The following is a 17186-nucleotide window of genomic DNA, read 5'->3' on the forward strand; positions in this document are numbered from 1 at the left end:
ATCATACCTCTCATATCAGATAAAATAAAAGTAATGTTCAAAAAACGTTCACAATAAGTGTAGGAAAACGGTTATAAGGTGTCAACCCCTTTAGAATAGATAAATTATTTCCTATTATATATAATGGAAAATAGAAAATAAGTAATAAAACAAGAAAGCGGGATTACAGTGGCGATTTTATACCAGCATAAAATTCAAGAACAATTGCATTTCATCGGAAAAAAAGCGAATCGTCCGTTTATTAGCTGGAGCGAGGAAATTGATCATGTAGATCCGGTTTATTTTTTTGCATTAGGACAAGCGTGTTCCTTTCGTCAGCGGTTTTATTGGTCTGATCGCACGAATGAAACTGTCTATGTAGGACTGGGCTGCACATATATCATTGAAACCGAAGAAAAAGAACAACGGTTTCGCACAGTAGAGACAAAGTGGAATCGATGGATGGCACAAACCGCTTCCTATTCTAACGGAACAGATGCGACTCCTATTATATTTGGGGGTTTTTCATTTGATCCGTTCAAACCTAGGACAGAGAAATGGCGCGCTTTTCCTCATGCGAAAATGATTGTGCCAACGGTTCTTTTATCGATCAAAAAAGGAAAAGCAACATTAACGGTGACGATGCGTTCTGAACAGAATGAAGAAATGATGGAAAAAATAGGGGTGTTGATTCGGTTATTATATCAGGGACAGGAACAAAGACAGACAACATCTTCATTGCCGTCGTTAATAAAATATGAGGAAGTGCAAAAAGAAGAGTGGATGGGTGCGGTAACAAAAATAATCGAGAATATTCGCAATGGAAAATTCGATAAAGTAGTGCTGGCGAGAGAGGCGCGTTTATCGTTTGCTGATGCGATCGATCCAAGCGTCGTTTTGCAGCAATTGCGTGAACAACAGCCATTTAGCTATATTTTTGCATTTGAACAAGAAGGGCAATGTTTTATTGGCGCTTCTCCGGAACAGCTTGTGAAGAAGGAAAAAGATACATGTTATTCTATTTGTTTAGCTGGGTCAATACGCCGCGGAAAAACACTTCAAGAAGATGAACAGCTCGGGAAATGGCTAATGAATGATGAGAAAAACCTTCGTGAACATCAATTTGTTGTTCAGATGATTAAAGAAGCGATAGAAGCGGTTTGCAAGCGTGTACAAATCCCATCTTCACCGCAACTGTTAAAATTACAGCATATTCAACATTTATATACGCCTGTGATCGGGGAAAAGTGCCGCGCCGCTTCTGTTTTATCGATCGTAGAACAAATGCATCCGACGCCGGCGCTTGGCGGAACACCGCGAGAAAAGGCGATCAAAGAAATTCGGGAAGCCGAACCATTAGACAGGGGATGGTATGCGGCACCAATCGGATGGATGGATGCAGAAGGAAACGGAGAATTTGCCGTAGCCATTCGTTCGGGGCTTTTACAGGGAAAAGAAGCGTCCATTTTTGCAGGTTGCGGTGTAGTCGGCGATTCTGACCCGATGAGTGAATATGAAGAAACGAAAGTGAAATTTACCCCGATGTTATCGGCGCTGGGAGTGGAGCGAGATGAATGAAGCACTAACATTATATATAGCAGCTTTTGTGGATGAGTTAGCGAAAATCGGCGTGCAAGATGTGGTGGTTAGCCCAGGATCGCGTTCGACACCGCTTGCCATTATGATGGCAGAACATCCGGCGATGCGCGTACATATAAACATTGATGAGCGCTCCGCCGCATTTTTTGCTCTCGGCATGGCGAAAGCAAAACGGCATCCTATCGCTCTTCTTTGTACGTCAGGAACGGCGGTTGCGAACTATTTTCCAGCGGTGGTGGAAGCTTATTATTCGCGTGTGCCTCTTATCGTCATTACGGCAGATCGCCCGCATGAATTACGGGATGTCGGGGCGCCGCAAGCAATTGACCAGCTGAACATATATGGAAGATATGCCAAATGGTTTGTAGAAATGGCGCTGCCAGAAAAGTCGACAGACATGCTCCGCTATGCGCGGACGATGGCAGCAAGAGCGGCAGGGGTGGCAATCAGCGCCCCGGCAGGCCCTGTTCATCTAAATTTTCCGTTGCGTGAGCCGCTTGTGCCGATCGTTCATGAAGAAACGTGGGAACAAATCGAAGCGAAAGAGCCGTCTTATACGACGGTCATTCCGGGGAAAATGACGATCGGCATGGAACAAATTCAGGAGTTATACAATGAACTTTCTTCGGCTGAAAAAGGGCTGATCGTTTGCGGACAAATCGATCAGCCAGCGTTTGCTGAGGCGGTCACGAAGCTAGCGGAAATGCTCGATTTTCCTATTTTAGCGGATCCGCTTTCTCAACTGCGCAGCGGAACACATGCAAAAGAGTATATTATTGACAGTTATGACGCGATATTAAAAGATGAAACGATTGCAGCTTCATTAGTTCCGGATGTCGTTATTCGTTTCGGCGCCATGCCGGTTTCTAAGCCGCTATTTCTTTTGCTGAAACGATATCCATCCATTAAACAAATCGTTGTGGATGGAGAAGGCGGATGGCGGGAACCGACATTAATGGCATCGTACATGGTGTATTGCGATGAGGTTGAATTTTGCCGCCGACTTATCGATATTGGGGCGTCGAAGCAGAGCAAAAGTCAATGGTCAACGACGTGGAAAATGATCAACGATATCGCAAAATCTGTACTTCTTGAAGCAACGATGGAAGAGGAATTATTCGAAGGAAAAGTGTTTACGGAACTTTCGCAATTGCTTCCGGACGGTGCTACCTTATTTGTTGGCAATAGTATGCCGATTCGCGATACGGATACATTTTTCTTTACAAACGACAAGCAAATACGCATTTTGGCGAACCGTGGCGCAAATGGGATTGACGGCGTTGTGTCAAGCGCGCTAGGAGCTAGTGCTGTTACCGAACCGCTTGTGCTTGTCATTGGCGATCTTTCCTTTTATCATGATTTGAATGGGCTATTAGCCGCAAAAATGCATGGACTACACGCGACGATCATCGTTCTTAATAATAACGGCGGCGGAATTTTCTCGTTTTTGCCGCAAGCGAAACACAAAAAACATTTTGAAATGTTGTTTGGCACGCCAACAGATTTGCAATTTGAGCATGCTGTCCGCATGTATGAAGGAAATTACCAGAAAATCAAGACATGGGATGAATTTCGCCATTATGTTACACAATCATTGACAACAGATGGCCTTCACGTGATGGAAGTATGCACGTCAAGAGAAAATAATGTAAGAAAACATCGTCTTTTGTGGGAAAAGGTTTCCCAGGAAATAGCGGAATTTCTCGAAAAAGGGAGAATGGTATGAATATTTTCGTCAACGGGGTTTCCTATCATGTTGAACGATACGGAGATGGAGAACCGCTTTTACTGTTGCACGGATTTACTGGCAGCGTTGAAACGTGGAAACCTTTTCTCCCATATTGGCGTGATTATCAGCTCGTTCTTGTTGATATTATCGGGCACGGCCTTACCGATTCGCCAAATGATCCAGCTCGATATGAGATGGAAAAAGCAGCTGCTGATCTGGACGAAATATTGCGGTATTTTCATTTGCAAGATGCCCATGTGCTAGGATATTCCATGGGTGGGCGGCTTGCGTTAACGTTTGCGGTTCTTTACCCTCATCGTGTTCGGACACTGATATTAGAAAGCAGTTCTCCGGGATTAAAAACGATGCAGGAAAGACGAGAACGAATGAAAAGAGATGAAGCGTTAGCGGAAGAAATAGAGCAATATGGCGTTACAGCATTTGTCGAAAAGTGGGAAAACATGCCGCTTTTCGCATCCCAAAAGCGCTTGCCTCTTAGCGTGCAGCAGCAAATCCGTAATGAACGGCTAAACAATAATGCGCTTGGATTAGCAAATAGTTTGCGCGGGATGGGGACTGGAAGACAGCCTTCCTTTTGGAATCGTTTATCCAAAGTAAACGTACCGACTTTGCTTTTGTGTGGAGAATGGGATCAAAAATTTTGCCGTATCGCTGAAGAGATGAAAGAATATCTTCCTAATTGTGAAATGATAAAAGTTCCCGAAGCAGGTCATGCAATTCATGTGGAACAACGAGAAATTTTTGCTAAAATAGTAAGTAGGTTTATAACAAGGAGGAGAGTATAATGGCTATCGAATGGGTAAAGGAACGCGAGTATGAGGATATTATATACGAAACGTACAATGGGATTGCGAAAATTACGATTAACCGTCCAGAAGTACATAACGCGTTCCGTCCAAAAACTGTCGAGGAATTAATCGATGCATTTTCTTATGCGCGCGATGACGCAAATATCGGTGTTATTATTTTAACAGGTGCAGGCGGAAAAGCGTTTTGTTCCGGTGGGGATCAAAAAGTGCGCGGCCACGGAGGATACGTTGGTGAAGATCAAATCCCGCGGCTAAATGTGTTAGATTTGCAACGATTAATTCGTATCATTCCAAAACCTGTTATTGCCATGGTGGCCGGTTATGCCATTGGCGGCGGTCATGTATTGCATGTTGTTTGTGATTTAACGATTGCCGCAGATAACGCGATTTTTGGACAAACTGGTCCAAAAGTAGGAAGTTTCGATGGTGGATATGGCGCAGGCTATTTAGCGCGTATTGTTGGTCACAAAAAAGCGCGTGAAATTTGGTATTTATGCCGTCAATATACCGCGCAAGAAGCATTAGAAATGGGACTTGTCAATAAAGTGGTGCCATTAGAGCAATTGGAAGAAGAAACAGTAAAATGGGCGCAGGAAATTTTAGAGAAAAGCCCAACGGCGATTCGCTTCTTAAAAGCGGCATTTAACGCTGATTCTGACGGTTTAGCTGGTATTCAACAGCTTGCCGGTGATGCAACGTTGCTATTCTATACAACCGATGAGGCAAAAGAAGGACGAGATGCATTTAAAGAAAAACGCAAACCAAACTTTAAACAATTCCCACGTTTTCCATAAGAAAAGCGGAAGGCGGGTTTTTTCAAAGCAGCTTGGTGAGTTCCATCAAGCTGTTTCTTTTATTGGGAAAAGGAGAGTGTCATCATGCAAACATCGATTCCAAATTGGCTTATGCAGCGGGCGTTTTTAACTCCTGAACGTATTGCGGTTTACGACGGGCAAGGAAAAAAAACGTTTATGGAGCTCCATGAGTCTGTGATGAAGCGGGCACGTCAACTTGCAAACACCGGGGTGCGTAAAGGAGATATTGTCGCTGTTTTCATGAAAAACAGTGTGGCGATGATCGAATGCATTCATGCCCTTCATTATATTGGCGCGATTGCTTTGCTGCAAAATACACGTTTAACTTCGCATGAGCTTGCATGGCAATTAAAAGACAGCGGAGCGGTATACGTAATTGCCGATGATGAGTTGGCGGACCGTATAGAAGGAAACATTCGTGTTATTACCATGAGTGAATTGTCCGCATTGCCTGAGGAAAATGTTGAGTTTCAGCAATATTATCATTTCGATGACATCGCTACGATTATGTATACATCAGGGACAACAGGAAAGCCAAAAGGAGTGCTGCAAACATACGAAAATCATTGGTGGAGCGCTATTGGTTCGGCGTTAAATTTAGGATTGAATGAAAATGACTGCTGGCTTGCGGCTGTGCCGTTTTTTCACATCAGCGGTTTGTCGATTATGATGAGAAGCGTTATATATGGCATGAGCATGTATGTGATGCGCGCTTTCGATGCGAAAAAAGCAAATGAGCTCATTATCGGCGGAAAAGTTACGATTATGTCTGTTGTCAGTGCAATGTTGCAAAAAATGATCGCTGACCTTGGCGAAAGACGATATCCTGAGACATTTCGCTGCATGCTGCTTGGCGGCGGGCCTGCTCCGAAACCGCTGTTAGAAGTGTGTAAAGCAAAAGGAATTCCTGTCTATCAAACGTATGGCATGACGGAAACCGCATCGCAAATTGCCACCCTTGCGCCGGAATATAGTTTAACCAAACTCGGTTCTGCAGGAAAACCATTGTTTCCAGCACAGCTTCGCATTGAAAAGGACGGTCAAGTTGCTCGTCCGTATGAACCAGGAGAAATTGTTGTAAAAGGGCCAAATGTCACGAAGGGATATTTGCATCGTCCGGATGCAACGGCGAAAGCGATTCGCGGCGGCTGGTTTTATACGGGAGATATCGGATATATAGATGAAGATGGATTTCTTTATGTATTAGACCGTCGTTCTGACCTTATCATTTCCGGTGGAGAAAACGTTTATCCGGCTGAAATTGAAGCGGTGCTTCTTTCACATGAAGCGGTAGAGGAAGCAGGGGTAACAGGGATCGATGATGAAACATGGGGACAAGTGCCGTGTGCGTTTGTGAAACGAAAACGCGGTTATTCTGTCACCGTTGAACAGTTAAAACAGTTTTGCCAAGCCCATTTAGCGAAATATAAAATTCCAAAACAAATCTATTTTGTCGATGAACTGCCGCGCAACGCTTCACAGAAATTATTGCGCCATCAGTTGAAGCAGCTCATTCCAAACAATGAAAACGGGGCTTTATAATTAAGCCCCGTTTTTTAAATCTCATCGTCATCCATTAAACCTAATTCCATAATGCGATAGGAAATTAGTCTCTCCACTTCTGGCGGCAGGTCATCCAATGATCCAAATTCATATTGCCATAAATTTGTAAATGAGTCGACGCAGATCGGAAATGTTATTGGATTTGATCGTTTTACTTCTTCTTTCAATGCTTTAATTAAACTGTCCTTTTTCATCTCAGCACGTTGCCTCTCTTTGCTAAACTATGTAGGCGCTGCGCCTCTGGCGCTAAAACGCGCCAAAGGCTTCGGGTTTTTCTTCTTTACATTTCACTTGAAGGGACGAATGTTTTGCAATCGGTTTCAGTGGAATCAGACGCCATTTTCCCCGTATGGCTTACAACGTAAATCGATTCCGCGTTGCAGCGGTTTCCTTCTGCCCAATAATAGCAGTTTTTCACTTCACAAAGTACATCTTTTGCCATAATAAACTCCCCCCATTGTAAAAAATGAGTTACACGTTTAGTTTGGCTTTTTGAAAAAAAGTTATGAAGGAAACAATAAGTAATTTTTATTGAAAATATTTATCATTGACATAGAAAATCATTCTCAATTAGAATAAAAATAAGAAGAGACAAATGGAGGGAGAATGGCGATGACATCTTTATTAGTGGTAGGTGCAGATCATTTAGGAAATATTACAGATAAACTAATCGATTCAGGATTTCGAGAAATTATCCATCTTGATGGTCGAAAAGTGAATATGGTGAAACGCGACATTCCGGAACATGTGGATATTGTTTTCGTCATGACCGATTACGTTAATCATAATTTAGCAAAAACAATTAAGCAAAAAGCGAAAAGTAAAGAAAAGCCAATTTATTTTGTTAAGCGTTCCTGGAGCTCGATTCATTCTGTTATTCAAAAAATAGAAAAAACGAAATAACGGAGGTACATAGCGATGAAAGCGATCATTCGCCATGAAGGAGACCGAACATGGCAGCAAGACGTGAAAAATGTGATACGCAGCGTGATGATTGAATATTATCATGCCGCTCCATCATTACGATCTCCCTTTTACATGTTAAAACTTATGGAAACATATCGACAGCTGCTTCATCCCCATTTATTTGAGTCACCAATTCATTATTACACCGTTTTAGCAAAAATCACCGATCATTTACTTCAATTTTTTACCTCTTCCGAAGAAGTGCAACGGTCTCCATTTCTTTTGTTTGAACAAGCAGTCTATCGGCATTGGAAAAGATATCAAAAAACGCATGTGGATATTGATTTTGCTTATAAAGATGCCGGAACGTACACGGTCCGAAAGCTGTTGTTGGAAGACAATCAACGTCTTGTTCAGCATTATACACAAATGGCTCCGGTTGCTTGTCGACAAACGTTTGGTTTTTTCCCAAAAAGGATCGAGTTTTGGTCTGTTCTTACGGGGAAACGGACGGTTGAAATGATCGATATTCAACCACCTTATATTGGTTACAAAAAATAGTTTACGTTTAAAGCACACGAAGCCTGGAAATAAAATGAGAAGCCCTAACACACAATGAATGGATAAATCATCCATCAAAAAACGCCCCAAAAAAACCGTCTGTCTCACAGAATGGGACAGACGGTAACTTTCATTGAAGCGCTTTTTGAAGCACTCGAATATTTTCTTCCATAATGGAAAAATAATCTTTATTTGCTTTTATATCTTCGGAAGTTAGTGATTCTAAGTTGTGCAGCCGGAGTGAGTCAGCTCCAATCTCGTTTTTTACAATTTCAGTAATTTTGGACGTTGTATTTTGCTCAAAAATGACATATTTAATGTGATGTTGTTTGGCTGTTTTAACGATTTTAGCTAATTCTTTCTGAGAAGGCTCATTCGTTGGCGAAAGCCCGGAAACGCTCAGCTGTTTAATGCCATAGCGTTCTTCCCAGTATCCGTATGCAGCATGTGCAACGAGAATTTCTTTTTTCGGAGCTTTCTTTACGACTGTTTGAAATTGTTGGTCAAGATGTTCTAATTTTGCTTTCAATGATTCAAAGTTTTTTGTAAATGTTTCTTTCTTCTCTGGCTTTAGTTCGATGAGCAAATCGCGAATATGTTCAGCCATTGTAATAGAGCGTACTGGATCAAGCCATACGTGCGGGTCTTTATCGCTGTGATGCTCGTGTTCATGCTCGTGCGCATGCTCTTCATGTGCGGAGTCTAACAGTTTGATCCCTTCAGCAGCAGCGAGAAAATGAACCTGTTCATTCTCTAATGTTTCTTTTATTTTATCAGCAAAGCTTTCCATCCCTTGACCAATATAAATAAACGCATCCGCATCCGCCAACTGTTTCATCGTTTTTGTCGTTGGCTCAAAGGTATGTGCCTCAACGCCCGGAGGATAAATGCTTTTCACGTTAACATAGTCGCCCCCGATTTTTTTCGTAAAATCTTCAAGTGGATAAACGGTCGTATAAATCGTTAAAACGTCTTTTGCTTTTTCAGTCTGTTCGTGATTTTTTTCAGCATTGCAACCGTACAAAAAAGCAGAGACGACAAGTAAAAGGGATAAAATCAATGATTTTGTTTTCATGTTAAGCCCCTTCCTAGTAAATGTGTTTAACAAGCAAACTTCTTTGTTATTACATCGTAATAATTACGATTTAACAAAGCTAATCATACAAAAAAATATCCAAAACGGCAACGGTTATTTTGGCGTCATTAAAAATTTTTTAGAGGCCGAAAGTCTTGCGATGAAACGAGGAGGAAGCAGACAGGAGATATCACTAACATCGATGATAAGTGGTTAAAAATAGTTTTCACCCGTGGTGCTAGATAAAATCAGACAAGCTTTCACTACTTTCCATTCCTCTATATTAGCAGAGGAAACTTCAAATAACGAAATTATAGAAGAAGCGAAAGAATTGATAGAGGATACTGAAGTTGTGGAAATTAGGCAAGATGATCCACTCGTGAATGTTTTTAAAGAATATATCCTTAGTAAAGGAGAGACCATTGACATTTCAGGAGATGTATTTGTTGGTGTAAAAACAGGAGATATTATAACTGTGCAATTTAATTCTTCTGCTTCCGATACAAATGTTACAATTTTTGAAATGCAGTATGATTTAAATAATGAGAAGATCATATCAGTTTTTAAAATACATTATGATGGAACTTCAAAAGAGATAACTGATTATGAAACAGGCGAAACAGAAGTTATTACAGTACAGATTGCTCTGTTTCAAACGAGGAATTTAATGAAATACAAGATACATTACAAAACATAGAAGAAGTTGCTGTTTTACAAAACGAAATAGATGCTATTTTAGATACACAAAGTAATACAAATAATGAAAATAATGCGGAGAATATCATCTTTAGAGCAAGCGCTATTTGCCCAAAAGGTACTTATCCAAGTCAAATATGCAAAAATGTTCCGGCGTTTAGTATTTCGAAATATCTTGCTTGTATGTTGGTGATTAAAAAGCACAGAACATGCAGAGCAGTAGCATCCTATGTAAAGAAAGAATGTATATTGGAGTGTATGCCTTATACTTAAAATAAATTTTAGCAAGGGAGTGTTTGAGTGAAGTTTTTTCACGATATTAATGAGGATAAAGAGTATTCCCTAAGCCTTATTTGCTACTCAATATTAAACATAATCACTCTAGGAAAGATAAGGTTTTTTCGTATGAAAGTAGCTGAACTGAAAAGAATTTTAGAGGAAACCAAAAGACTTCGTTAATCTTTAAGGAAGAAATAGCTCCTTTAATTGATAAATGGAAGGTTATTCGTGGATAGGCTTTGAGTGAATGGCCATTATTTCTGGCTTCTGACGGTGTTATACCATGCAAGTTTTGAAAAGCCCTTGTAAAAGAATCTGGTGAGTTGTACCCGTATTTCATCGCAATGTCAATGACCTTTACATTGCTATCTTTCAGCTCAAATGCTGCAAGAGTAAGGCGTCTGCGGCGGATGTATTCCGATAGCGTAATGCCCGTAAGGAAGGAAAACATCCTTCTAAAATGATATTCTGAGCAAAATGCCCTCCTTGCCACTTCTTTAAAATCTATATCGTTTGTAAGATTTTCTTCAATATACTTTATTGCTTCATTCATATTTTTAAGAAAATCCATTTCGCTTCCCTCCTTTCTTTATCAATAGAATAGCAGAAGTCGAAAAAAAACTTCCGACATTTCATGCACACTTATGTAGGGTTTCATCTTAATATTCGTGCAAATTAGTATATAGTTTGCACCAAAACTATATTGATGTTTCAAAGGAATGATTTCATTGAGAAAGAGGTATATTCAGCAGTCTCTTATTAAAAGGGAAAGGGGCTGCTGGATGCAAATATCAAGGATAAAAAATATGCGGATTTCCTTAATAGGAATCCGCAACGTAAGAATTGAAAGAAGCGATTTGATTTAGGTCCATCTGAAAATCGGATGTTTTTCTAATTTGGAGAATCAGCGCAGGCATTGATTTAGTAGAAAAAGACAATCTCCTCCGCTGTTTCAATATGTTCCAAGTTCATGACTTCCACGGTCTGATAGGCGAAATTTACTTGTTCGCCCCGTTGTTTCAGTTCTTCTTCCGAATGAAGTTGTTGTTTTGGGTCGTCGGGGACATAAACATGGTCAATGGCTATTTTCTCGATAGGAAGATCCACCGCGCGAATGAGCTGGATGGCTGCGAAAATTTTTTCTTTATCTTCAGTGCGGTCATAGCGCAGTTGCATGCCATTGCCATATTGGTCTTCGGTCAAAAGGGTCATGGAATAGGCATGGCACCGGTTGTACTGGATCATTTCCACACATTCGAGTTCCGGTTTGCTGCTTTCCGGGTTGAACCCGAGGCTTTTTAGGGCCGGCAGGATGTTGGCTGCTTTCGCTATGTCTTGTTCGATGAAAGAATCATCAAACAGGTCGATGTTGTCCGCTGCCCATTGATTGCCGAGATCTTCGGGTGATTCATAGTCTCCATATAAGGATAAAGCGGCCCCATTTACAGAAATGGTGTCAATATAGTAATCGGTCCCGTTTTCGGATAAATCATTCTGCAGGTTTTTCAAAACGGGAAACGCTTCGTAAAGCATGCGGAATGTATCCGAATCCGCCAGTTTCCGATCTTCGGGAAGCTCCAAGTACAACGGAGGATCTTCCGGTTTATGACCGAATGTGATTTGAGTAAACCCCAATTCCCGCAGCTCCTTAAAAAATCTGGAATCCGCATACTTCTGATCGAGTTCATATCGCTTTTTGACATTCTCATAATTGTCGCCGGATATTTTCCCAAACATGTTGATGTTTACATCGAATTCCAGATCCGTGCCGTCCGTGGTCCGAACCCGCGCGTCTTCAAAACCTGGAACGCCTTTGTTAGGTTCTGCTTCCCGGATGACTGTCACTTCTATTCCGTGTTTTTCCTTTATGTATGTTAGAATTTTTTCGTTGGAATAGCCAAAGTCGTCCCCGATTTCCTGAATGCCTTTTATCAAAAGAAAGACAAGGGCGAGAAACAAGAGAAGAAGCGCTACGAGAAACCCTCCGACCGCGCTTGATACAGCAATCAATGTTTTCTTCTTTTTCTCCAAATCGGTTCACCGCCATTCTTTTGGATTCGGAAGCCATGCAGCTGGTTTAATTTTTTTCGCTAGTTAAATATATATGTAAAAAGAAAAGGGAGAATAAGGATGGACTTTCCGATAAACTCAAGGAACCATTCACATACTGTCAACGTTCTTCATCATTTTTTCAATTTTTATTTTTAATATAATTCTCTCTTATGATGACATAATATGATGGTGTTGTAAAACCTGACTATTTATGAATAAACAAAAAGGAAATAGGGATGCCCTTGTTAACAGGGCTATTCCCCATTTCCTCTTTGTTTATTTTTTCGTCTACAACTTTATAAGCTAAAATCTTGCTTGTCCTACTAATCCCGCAATGACAATTCCTATAATTAGTGGGATAATGATTTCCACACTATCTAGCACAATATGTTTGGCATTGTATCATAATCCGTAAGTTAGCAGGGAATTCATGTCCTACGTTTTTTTATAAATTATCTTTGCACCAGAACCAAAAAAATTCCCACATGCCCGTGACAGTGTTTTACCAACACCTTATCGGGCAGGGGGAAATCCAACCCAAACAAGGGACGGTCCCAAGGTTGTTTTTAGATATTTTCTTTTCGCTGGGTTGTTTTTAGATATTTTCTTTTCGCTGGAAATACAACAGACCGCCAAAGAAGAAAATGAGAAAGCTGCCACCGACCACTGTTAAGACTTGCTCCCATGGGACAAAGAATATATCATTTTCCGCATTCCCAGATACATACATCATCAAGAATGGCTGTGCCCAAGGGTATAACGGTCCGAATTTTTCCGAATTTACCGCCAAAATGGCCGGCAAAGTGAAAACGACGTTCACGGCAAAGGGCGCGGCGAAACTTTTAAAAAGCATCGACATCCACAATTGCAAAGCAAGAAGAGGGAACATCGCGATCCAGCCGCCAAAAATGCTTTTCCAAAGGAGCATCATAGGAAACGGCCCCTCCGCCTCCTTCAGCACTCCAGAAGTCCAAATAGCAAGAAAATAGAGCAGTTGGATGGCTAATGCGATGAGGATGAGGATCGTATATTTGGCGAGAAATACCCGGTTTCTTGTCACCGGTGTGGCCAACAGTTGCTTCCACCCTCCGTTTTGATGTTCATACCGGCAGATGAGGCCAGCCAAGATGCCGGTCGTGAGCGGCAAAAAATGCAAGGCGTAAAGAAGCGTGGTAAACGTGATCAAAAATTCCCATAAAAATGTTTTTTCGAATCCGAATTTGTCCGGCTGGAGCGTCAGTGCATAGAAAAACGTAATGAATGGACCAAGCAAAATGGCGGCGAAGACGAATTTGGATTTTCTTAACTTAAACCACTCCGACTGCAAAAGAGAAATCATTTATTTCACATCCCTTCGAGCAAAATCCAGCATCCCGGCGATATAAAGGATGACACCGACACAAATGCCCAAAGCGACATTGACGAGCGGTTCATCCCATTGGTTTTGCAACGATGGCCACTTCCATGGCAGCCAATCCGGCAACTTAAAACTGTATGTGGCAAACAAAAATCCAACCACTCCGAGGGAGATCGGAATTCCCTGGTTATTGCTTACGGTTGCTACCCAAAGGTGCAAAGCCAACAAAGGAAGCGATGCAAAATACGGGTAGAAACTGAATTTGGCGATTTCCGCGTACGGTATGGCAGAACCGAGATCCAAATAAATACCTAGAAGCCATGTGAAAAAGAATAATAGAACCGAAGCGACAGCCAACAAGAATGCCAATACCGTGAATTTGGCCAAAAACACTCCCATTTTCGATACCGGCAAGGCGACAAGTTGCTTCCAGGCATTCGTTTCATTTTCGATACTGACTGCAAGGGATGTCAAAATGGTGATCCCAAGCACCAGTGCCGGCGGTGTGAAACTGTTGACATTGTGCAAATAAAACAGCCAGTCATCATTGCTTCTTTGAAGGAGCCATTCTCTCCTGCCGGGGACGAGCTCGTAATTGAACCACTGCAGCAGAACGACACCAAATGGACCTAGGACGGTCAAAAACCATAATCCTTTCCGTTTGATTTTCAAAAAATCGGTCGCAAGCAGTTTCGCGATCATCTGTCGTCACCACCTGCGGTCATCTTCAGGAAAATGTCTTCCAGTGATTGATGTTCTTCTTCCACCCGGTAAACCGAGTATCCTTCATCCACGAGGATTTCGACCACTGCGGCGACCGCTTCATCTGACTGTTCATACAAATAAATGATGTTATCCTTATAGTCCGTTTTTATTCCTTTTGCCAGCAAATAACGATATGCATTGTTGGTGTCACTCACCTTTAATCGGATTTTCAGTTGGGCTTTTTTGCGCATTGCTTTAATGGAATCTTGGAAAATCAGCTTCCCCTTCGAAATGACACCGACATAGGTCGCGACTTGATCGACTTCAGAAAGCAAGTGGCTTGAAATCAGCACGGTCATGTCTTTTTCTTTCGGTAGACGCTTAATTAAATTCCGCATTTCAATGATTCCCGAAGGGTCGAGGCCGTTTGTCGGCTCATCCAGAATCAGCAATTTTGGATCGTTCAACAATGCCATCGCAATCCCCAACCGTTGTTTCATCCCGAGAGAAAAGCCTTTTACCTTTTTGTCGGCTGCTTTACTCAGGCGGACAAGTTCCAGGACTTCGTCAATTTTTTCCTTGGGAGAGCCCAAGATTTTCCGCATGGCTTCCAAATTTTCATAGGCGGTCAAGTGGGAGTAATAAGACGGGCTTTCCACCAATGACCCAACATTCCGAAGAATCGAAATCCGATCTTTTTTCAAGTCTCTGCCAAAAATCCGGACCGATCCAGCCGTCGGTCTCATGAGGCCTAAAAGCATCCGGAGAGTCGTCGATTTCCCCGCTCCGTTCGGACCCAAAAACCCGTATACTTCCCCTTTGGGAATTTTCAGGTTCAGGGCGTTTACGGCGATCTCCTTTCCAAATCGTTTCGTCAGATTATGAGTTTCGACGATATATTCCATCTTCCATCACCTCGCAACACCATCATAAGAATAGAAGGTTAAAATGAGGTGTCGAGACAGTTTAAAATTTGTTTAAAAAACAAAAAAGGAAAGGAAATGGATTCCTTTCCCAGCTTTATCGATAATGAATGATTTTTATGATTGTCCCAGTTTCTGATGATTCGATTTTCCAGTCCAGCCCCATCTTCTTCACCATCAAATCCACGATGGCAAGCCCGACTCCCGCCCCTTTTTCGGAGCTTTTGTGCCGGAACCCTTTGCCGCGGTCAAGCACGACCAACGCGTCATAAGAATCGGTTTTTTTCGTTTTCAGCCCGATATATTTTCCGTCCTTGGCGTGGCGGATGACATTTTGAAACAAATTGTCAAAAATCCGTTCCATCCAAAGCGGATCGACGTTCCAATGCTTTTGTTCCAAATTATCCAGCTGCACATCTATAGAAAAACCTTCTTTTTCAAAAACTGGATACCAGGCGGCGATGAAGGAACGGACAAGCCGGACCACATCCGTCGGAGCCGGTTCATATTTCAATTTTTTAGCGTTTAAAAGCGTATACGCCATCAAATTCTCGATCAATCGGTCCATTTTCGAAACCGACTGTTCGATCGAGTCCACCGCTTGTCTTGCCACTGGAGTTAAAGCCTCTTTCCCCAACGTATAGGCATGCGCCCGGATTTTGGTAAGCGGCGTGCGCAAATCATGGGACAGATTGGCGATCAGTTCTTTCCGCAGCTGTTCCTCTGCTTCTTCCCGTTTTCGGCTTTCCCGGAGTTCATCCACCATTTGGTTGAAGGCCATCTCCAGTTGGCCGATTTCATCCTGTTTTCTCACCGTGATGGACACCGGCAATCCGTCCACGTCCCGTATCTCCATGGCATGTTGCAAATAAAGGAGACGTTTGCGGATCCCCAAGAAAAACAAATACGATACGGTCACAAATAACACGATTCCCGCGGGAACGATAAAATACATAAATTCGGTGTTCACTTCGGTAAATGCGGGTTGAAGCAGCTTCCTCTCGATTTCAAAAACGACGAATCCATAAGATGCGTCATTTTGCGGAAAGGCAATGACCGTAAAGGGGTCATTGTCATAACGCGACTTGATGAAGTTGGCGGTATAGGCGGCATTCCAATGTTTCGGAATATCCGCAGCAAGGTTTCTCCCGGAGGCGAGCCGGCCTTTGCTGTCTACCCAAAACAAGCGCGCTTTCGGATAACGGTTTTGCCATTCTTCAAACATCCGGTTGATGTCTTCGCTTCCGGGGTTTTTGAGACTACGGGCATCCTCGTGCCAGGCTTTTTCGATCTGCAACGTTTCCGGGTCTTTATGGCCATAGACATTGTAGACCAAGAGGCTAGTTCCAATGATAAGGAGGTTGATGAAAATCAGGGCGGTTAAAATAATGGCCATATACTTTGCCGTAAGCGACCGCAATCTTTTTACTCTTTTCATTTTCTCACCCGATAACCGATTCCCCGGATTGTTTCAATGATTTCCGGATTTTTTGGATCTTTTTCTAGTTTTTCGCGAAGATAACGGATGTGCACCATCAATGTTTTATCCCCTTCAATATAAGGTTCACCCCAAACTCCCTCATATAACTGCTCCTTTGTCAAAATTTGATTGAGATGACGAAGGAAGTATTGAAAAATTTGATATTGTTTTCCTGTCAACAGGATTTCTTCCCCCGTTTCATGATTGACGATGCGCATATCCTTTGTATGGATGGTCAAATGCTTCAGTTTCAGGATTTCATCATTTTTGTTGAAGCGCCGGAGCAAAACCTCCATACGGGCGGCCAACTCATCGGGGTGGAACGGCTTGGTCAGATAATCATCGGCGAAACTCAATCCTTCCACTTTGTCCTCGATGGCAGTCCGCGCTGAAAGCATCAAAATCGGCAGATCTGGATGCTCCTTTTTAATCCGTTTGCCGATGGAAAAGCCGTCCAGACCCGGCAGCATCACATCCAAAATGACAAGGTCGCAATGGGCAAGGTGCTTTTCGACCTCTTCTCCGGACCGGAGCCAAGTCACATGATGCCCACGTTCCGTAAGGCTCATGGTCACCCAACGGCCGATTTCCTGTTCATCTTCTATGTATAAAACTCGTGCCAACGTTCTCCCTCACT

General features: G+C 42.3%; 17 protein-coding genes and 1 pseudogene. 8 read left to right on the forward strand and 10 right to left on the reverse strand.

Features of this window, described 5'->3' with window-relative positions; all coding sequences use genetic code 11:
- Nucleotides 1–168: 168 nt before the first annotated feature.
- The 5 genes from FNL97_RS03275 (at nt 169) to FNL97_RS03295 (ending at nt 6494) form a co-directional block, all read left to right on the forward strand.
- On the forward strand, nt 169–1557 hold the full coding sequence (locus FNL97_RS03275) for an isochorismate synthase (protein WP_143415037.1): 1389 nt from the start codon (nt 169–171) through the stop codon (nt 1555–1557).
- On the forward strand, nt 1550–3304 hold the full coding sequence (menD, locus tag FNL97_RS03280) for a 2-succinyl-5-enolpyruvyl-6-hydroxy-3-cyclohexene-1-carboxylic-acid synthase (RefSeq protein WP_143415038.1): 1755 nt from the start codon (nt 1550–1552) through the stop codon (nt 3302–3304). Before FNL97_RS03275 ends, menD begins: the two co-directional genes overlap by 8 nt.
- Nucleotides 3301–4113 (forward strand): 2-succinyl-6-hydroxy-2,4-cyclohexadiene-1-carboxylate synthase, encoded by an 813-nt coding sequence (gene menH / locus FNL97_RS03285; protein ID WP_143415039.1) that lies wholly within the window; start codon nt 3301–3303, stop codon nt 4111–4113. The genes menD and menH overlap by 4 nt, the downstream gene beginning before the upstream one ends.
- Nucleotides 4113–4931 carry a 1,4-dihydroxy-2-naphthoyl-CoA synthase gene (gene menB / locus FNL97_RS03290; RefSeq protein ID WP_015864889.1) on the forward strand — a complete coding sequence of 273 codons (819 nt, stop codon included), beginning with the start codon at nt 4113–4115 and terminating at the stop codon, nt 4929–4931. Before menH ends, menB begins: the two co-directional genes overlap by 1 nt.
- An 84-nt stretch (nt 4932–5015) precedes the next feature.
- Complete coding sequence (locus tag FNL97_RS03295) at nt 5016–6494, forward strand: o-succinylbenzoate--CoA ligase (RefSeq protein ID WP_143415040.1); 1479 nt, start codon at nt 5016–5018, stop codon at nt 6492–6494.
- 14 nt (nt 6495–6508) lie between these two features.
- Here FNL97_RS03295 and FNL97_RS03300 read toward each other — a convergent pair whose 3' ends face one another.
- Together FNL97_RS03300 and FNL97_RS03305 are read right to left on the reverse strand one after the other, a co-directional pair.
- Nucleotides 6509–6709, reverse strand: a complete 201-nt coding sequence (locus FNL97_RS03300; protein WP_062677555.1) for a hypothetical protein — start codon at nt 6707–6709, stop codon at nt 6509–6511.
- An 86-nt stretch (nt 6710–6795) separates the two neighbouring features.
- A complete protein-coding gene (locus FNL97_RS03305) occupies nt 6796–6957 on the reverse strand; it encodes a DUF1540 domain-containing protein (RefSeq protein WP_015864886.1) in 162 nt (53 codons plus the stop codon).
- A 170-nt stretch (nt 6958–7127) separates the two neighbouring features.
- Here FNL97_RS03305 and FNL97_RS03310 point away from each other — a divergent pair, with 170 nt between their 5' ends.
- Both FNL97_RS03310 and FNL97_RS03315 read left to right on the forward strand, forming a co-directional pair.
- Entirely contained in the window at nt 7128–7418 is a 291-nt protein-coding gene (locus FNL97_RS03310; protein ID WP_062755071.1) for a DUF2325 domain-containing protein, read from the forward strand.
- Nucleotides 7419–7433: 15 nt separating this feature from the next.
- On the forward strand, nt 7434–7982 hold the full coding sequence (locus FNL97_RS03315; protein ID WP_015864884.1) for a hypothetical protein: 549 nt from the start codon (nt 7434–7436) through the stop codon (nt 7980–7982).
- A gap of 130 nt (nt 7983–8112) precedes the next feature.
- Here FNL97_RS03315 and FNL97_RS03320 read toward each other — a convergent pair whose 3' ends face one another.
- Nucleotides 8113–9057: a metal ABC transporter substrate-binding protein gene (locus FNL97_RS03320; protein ID WP_062677554.1), complete on the reverse strand. Its 945-nt coding sequence runs from the start codon at nt 9055–9057 to the stop codon at nt 8113–8115.
- Nucleotides 9058–9289: 232 nt separating this feature from the next.
- On the opposite strand from FNL97_RS03320, the gene FNL97_RS03325 reads away from it, so the two are divergent.
- A complete protein-coding gene (locus FNL97_RS03325) occupies nt 9290–9754 on the forward strand; it encodes a hypothetical protein (RefSeq protein WP_062677553.1) in 465 nt (154 codons plus the stop codon).
- 477 nt (nt 9755–10231) lie between these two features.
- Here the strand turns inward: FNL97_RS03325 and FNL97_RS03330 are convergent.
- The 7 genes and pseudogenes from FNL97_RS03330 to FNL97_RS03360 form a co-directional block, all read right to left on the reverse strand.
- A pseudogene (locus FNL97_RS03330) lies at nt 10232–10603 on the reverse strand (helix-turn-helix transcriptional regulator); the annotation flags it as partial.
- 350 nt (nt 10604–10953) lie between these two features.
- Nucleotides 10954–12042 (reverse strand): hypothetical protein, encoded by a 1089-nt coding sequence (locus FNL97_RS03335; protein WP_286173474.1) that lies wholly within the window; start codon nt 12040–12042, stop codon nt 10954–10956.
- 637 nt (nt 12043–12679) lie between these two features.
- Nucleotides 12680–13423, reverse strand: coding sequence for an ABC transporter permease (locus FNL97_RS03340; protein WP_143415042.1), 744 nt, complete (start codon nt 13421–13423; stop codon nt 12680–12682).
- Nucleotides 13424–14143 (reverse strand): ABC transporter permease, encoded by a 720-nt coding sequence (locus FNL97_RS03345; RefSeq protein WP_062677632.1) that lies wholly within the window; start codon nt 14141–14143, stop codon nt 13424–13426.
- Nucleotides 14140–15051: an ABC transporter ATP-binding protein gene (locus tag FNL97_RS03350; RefSeq protein WP_062677633.1), complete on the reverse strand. Its 912-nt coding sequence runs from the start codon at nt 15049–15051 to the stop codon at nt 14140–14142. Before FNL97_RS03350 ends, FNL97_RS03345 begins: the two co-directional genes overlap by 4 nt.
- Before the next feature lie 115 nt (nt 15052–15166).
- A complete protein-coding gene (locus FNL97_RS03355) occupies nt 15167–16507 on the reverse strand; it encodes a sensor histidine kinase (protein ID WP_062677634.1) in 1341 nt (446 codons plus the stop codon).
- Nucleotides 16504–17172 carry a response regulator transcription factor gene (locus FNL97_RS03360; RefSeq protein ID WP_143415043.1) on the reverse strand — a complete coding sequence of 223 codons (669 nt, stop codon included), beginning with the start codon at nt 17170–17172 and terminating at the stop codon, nt 16504–16506. Before FNL97_RS03360 ends, FNL97_RS03355 begins: the two co-directional genes overlap by 4 nt.
- Nucleotides 17173–17186 lie beyond the last annotated feature (14 nt).

The organism is Geobacillus sp. E263, assembly GCF_007197795.1.
Classification (GTDB): domain Bacteria; phylum Bacillota; class Bacilli; order Bacillales; family Anoxybacillaceae; genus Parageobacillus_B; species Parageobacillus_B toebii.

Excerpts from the sequence above, each read along its gene's own strand:
- menH (WP_143415039.1), top strand. The coding sequence starts at position 3,301 with ATGAATATTTTCGTCAACGGGGTTTCCTATCATGTTGAACGATACGGA.
- FNL97_RS03320 (WP_062677554.1), bottom strand. The coding sequence starts at position 9,057 with ATGAAAACAAAATCATTGATTTTATCCCTTTTACTTGTCGTCTCTGCT.
- FNL97_RS03300 (WP_062677555.1), bottom strand. The coding sequence starts at position 6,709 with ATGAAAAAGGACAGTTTAATTAAAGCATTGAAAGAAGAAGTAAAACGA.
- menB (WP_015864889.1), top strand. The coding sequence starts at position 4,113 with ATGGCTATCGAATGGGTAAAGGAACGCGAGTATGAGGATATTATATAC.
- FNL97_RS03340 (WP_143415042.1), bottom strand. The coding sequence starts at position 13,423 with ATGATTTCTCTTTTGCAGTCGGAGTGGTTTAAGTTAAGAAAATCCAAA.
- FNL97_RS03310 (WP_062755071.1), top strand. The coding sequence starts at position 7,128 with ATGACATCTTTATTAGTGGTAGGTGCAGATCATTTAGGAAATATTACA.
- menD (WP_143415038.1), top strand. The coding sequence starts at position 1,550 with ATGAATGAAGCACTAACATTATATATAGCAGCTTTTGTGGATGAGTTA.
- FNL97_RS03305 (WP_015864886.1), bottom strand. The coding sequence starts at position 6,957 with ATGGCAAAAGATGTACTTTGTGAAGTGAAAAACTGCTATTATTGGGCA.
- FNL97_RS03345 (WP_062677632.1), bottom strand. The coding sequence starts at position 14,143 with ATGATCGCGAAACTGCTTGCGACCGATTTTTTGAAAATCAAACGGAAA.
- FNL97_RS03350 (WP_062677633.1), bottom strand. The coding sequence starts at position 15,051 with ATGGAATATATCGTCGAAACTCATAATCTGACGAAACGATTTGGAAAG.
- FNL97_RS03315 (WP_015864884.1), top strand. The coding sequence starts at position 7,434 with ATGAAAGCGATCATTCGCCATGAAGGAGACCGAACATGGCAGCAAGAC.
- FNL97_RS03355 (WP_062677634.1), bottom strand. The coding sequence starts at position 16,507 with ATGAAAAGAGTAAAAAGATTGCGGTCGCTTACGGCAAAGTATATGGCC.
- FNL97_RS03295 (WP_143415040.1), top strand. The coding sequence starts at position 5,016 with ATGCAAACATCGATTCCAAATTGGCTTATGCAGCGGGCGTTTTTAACT.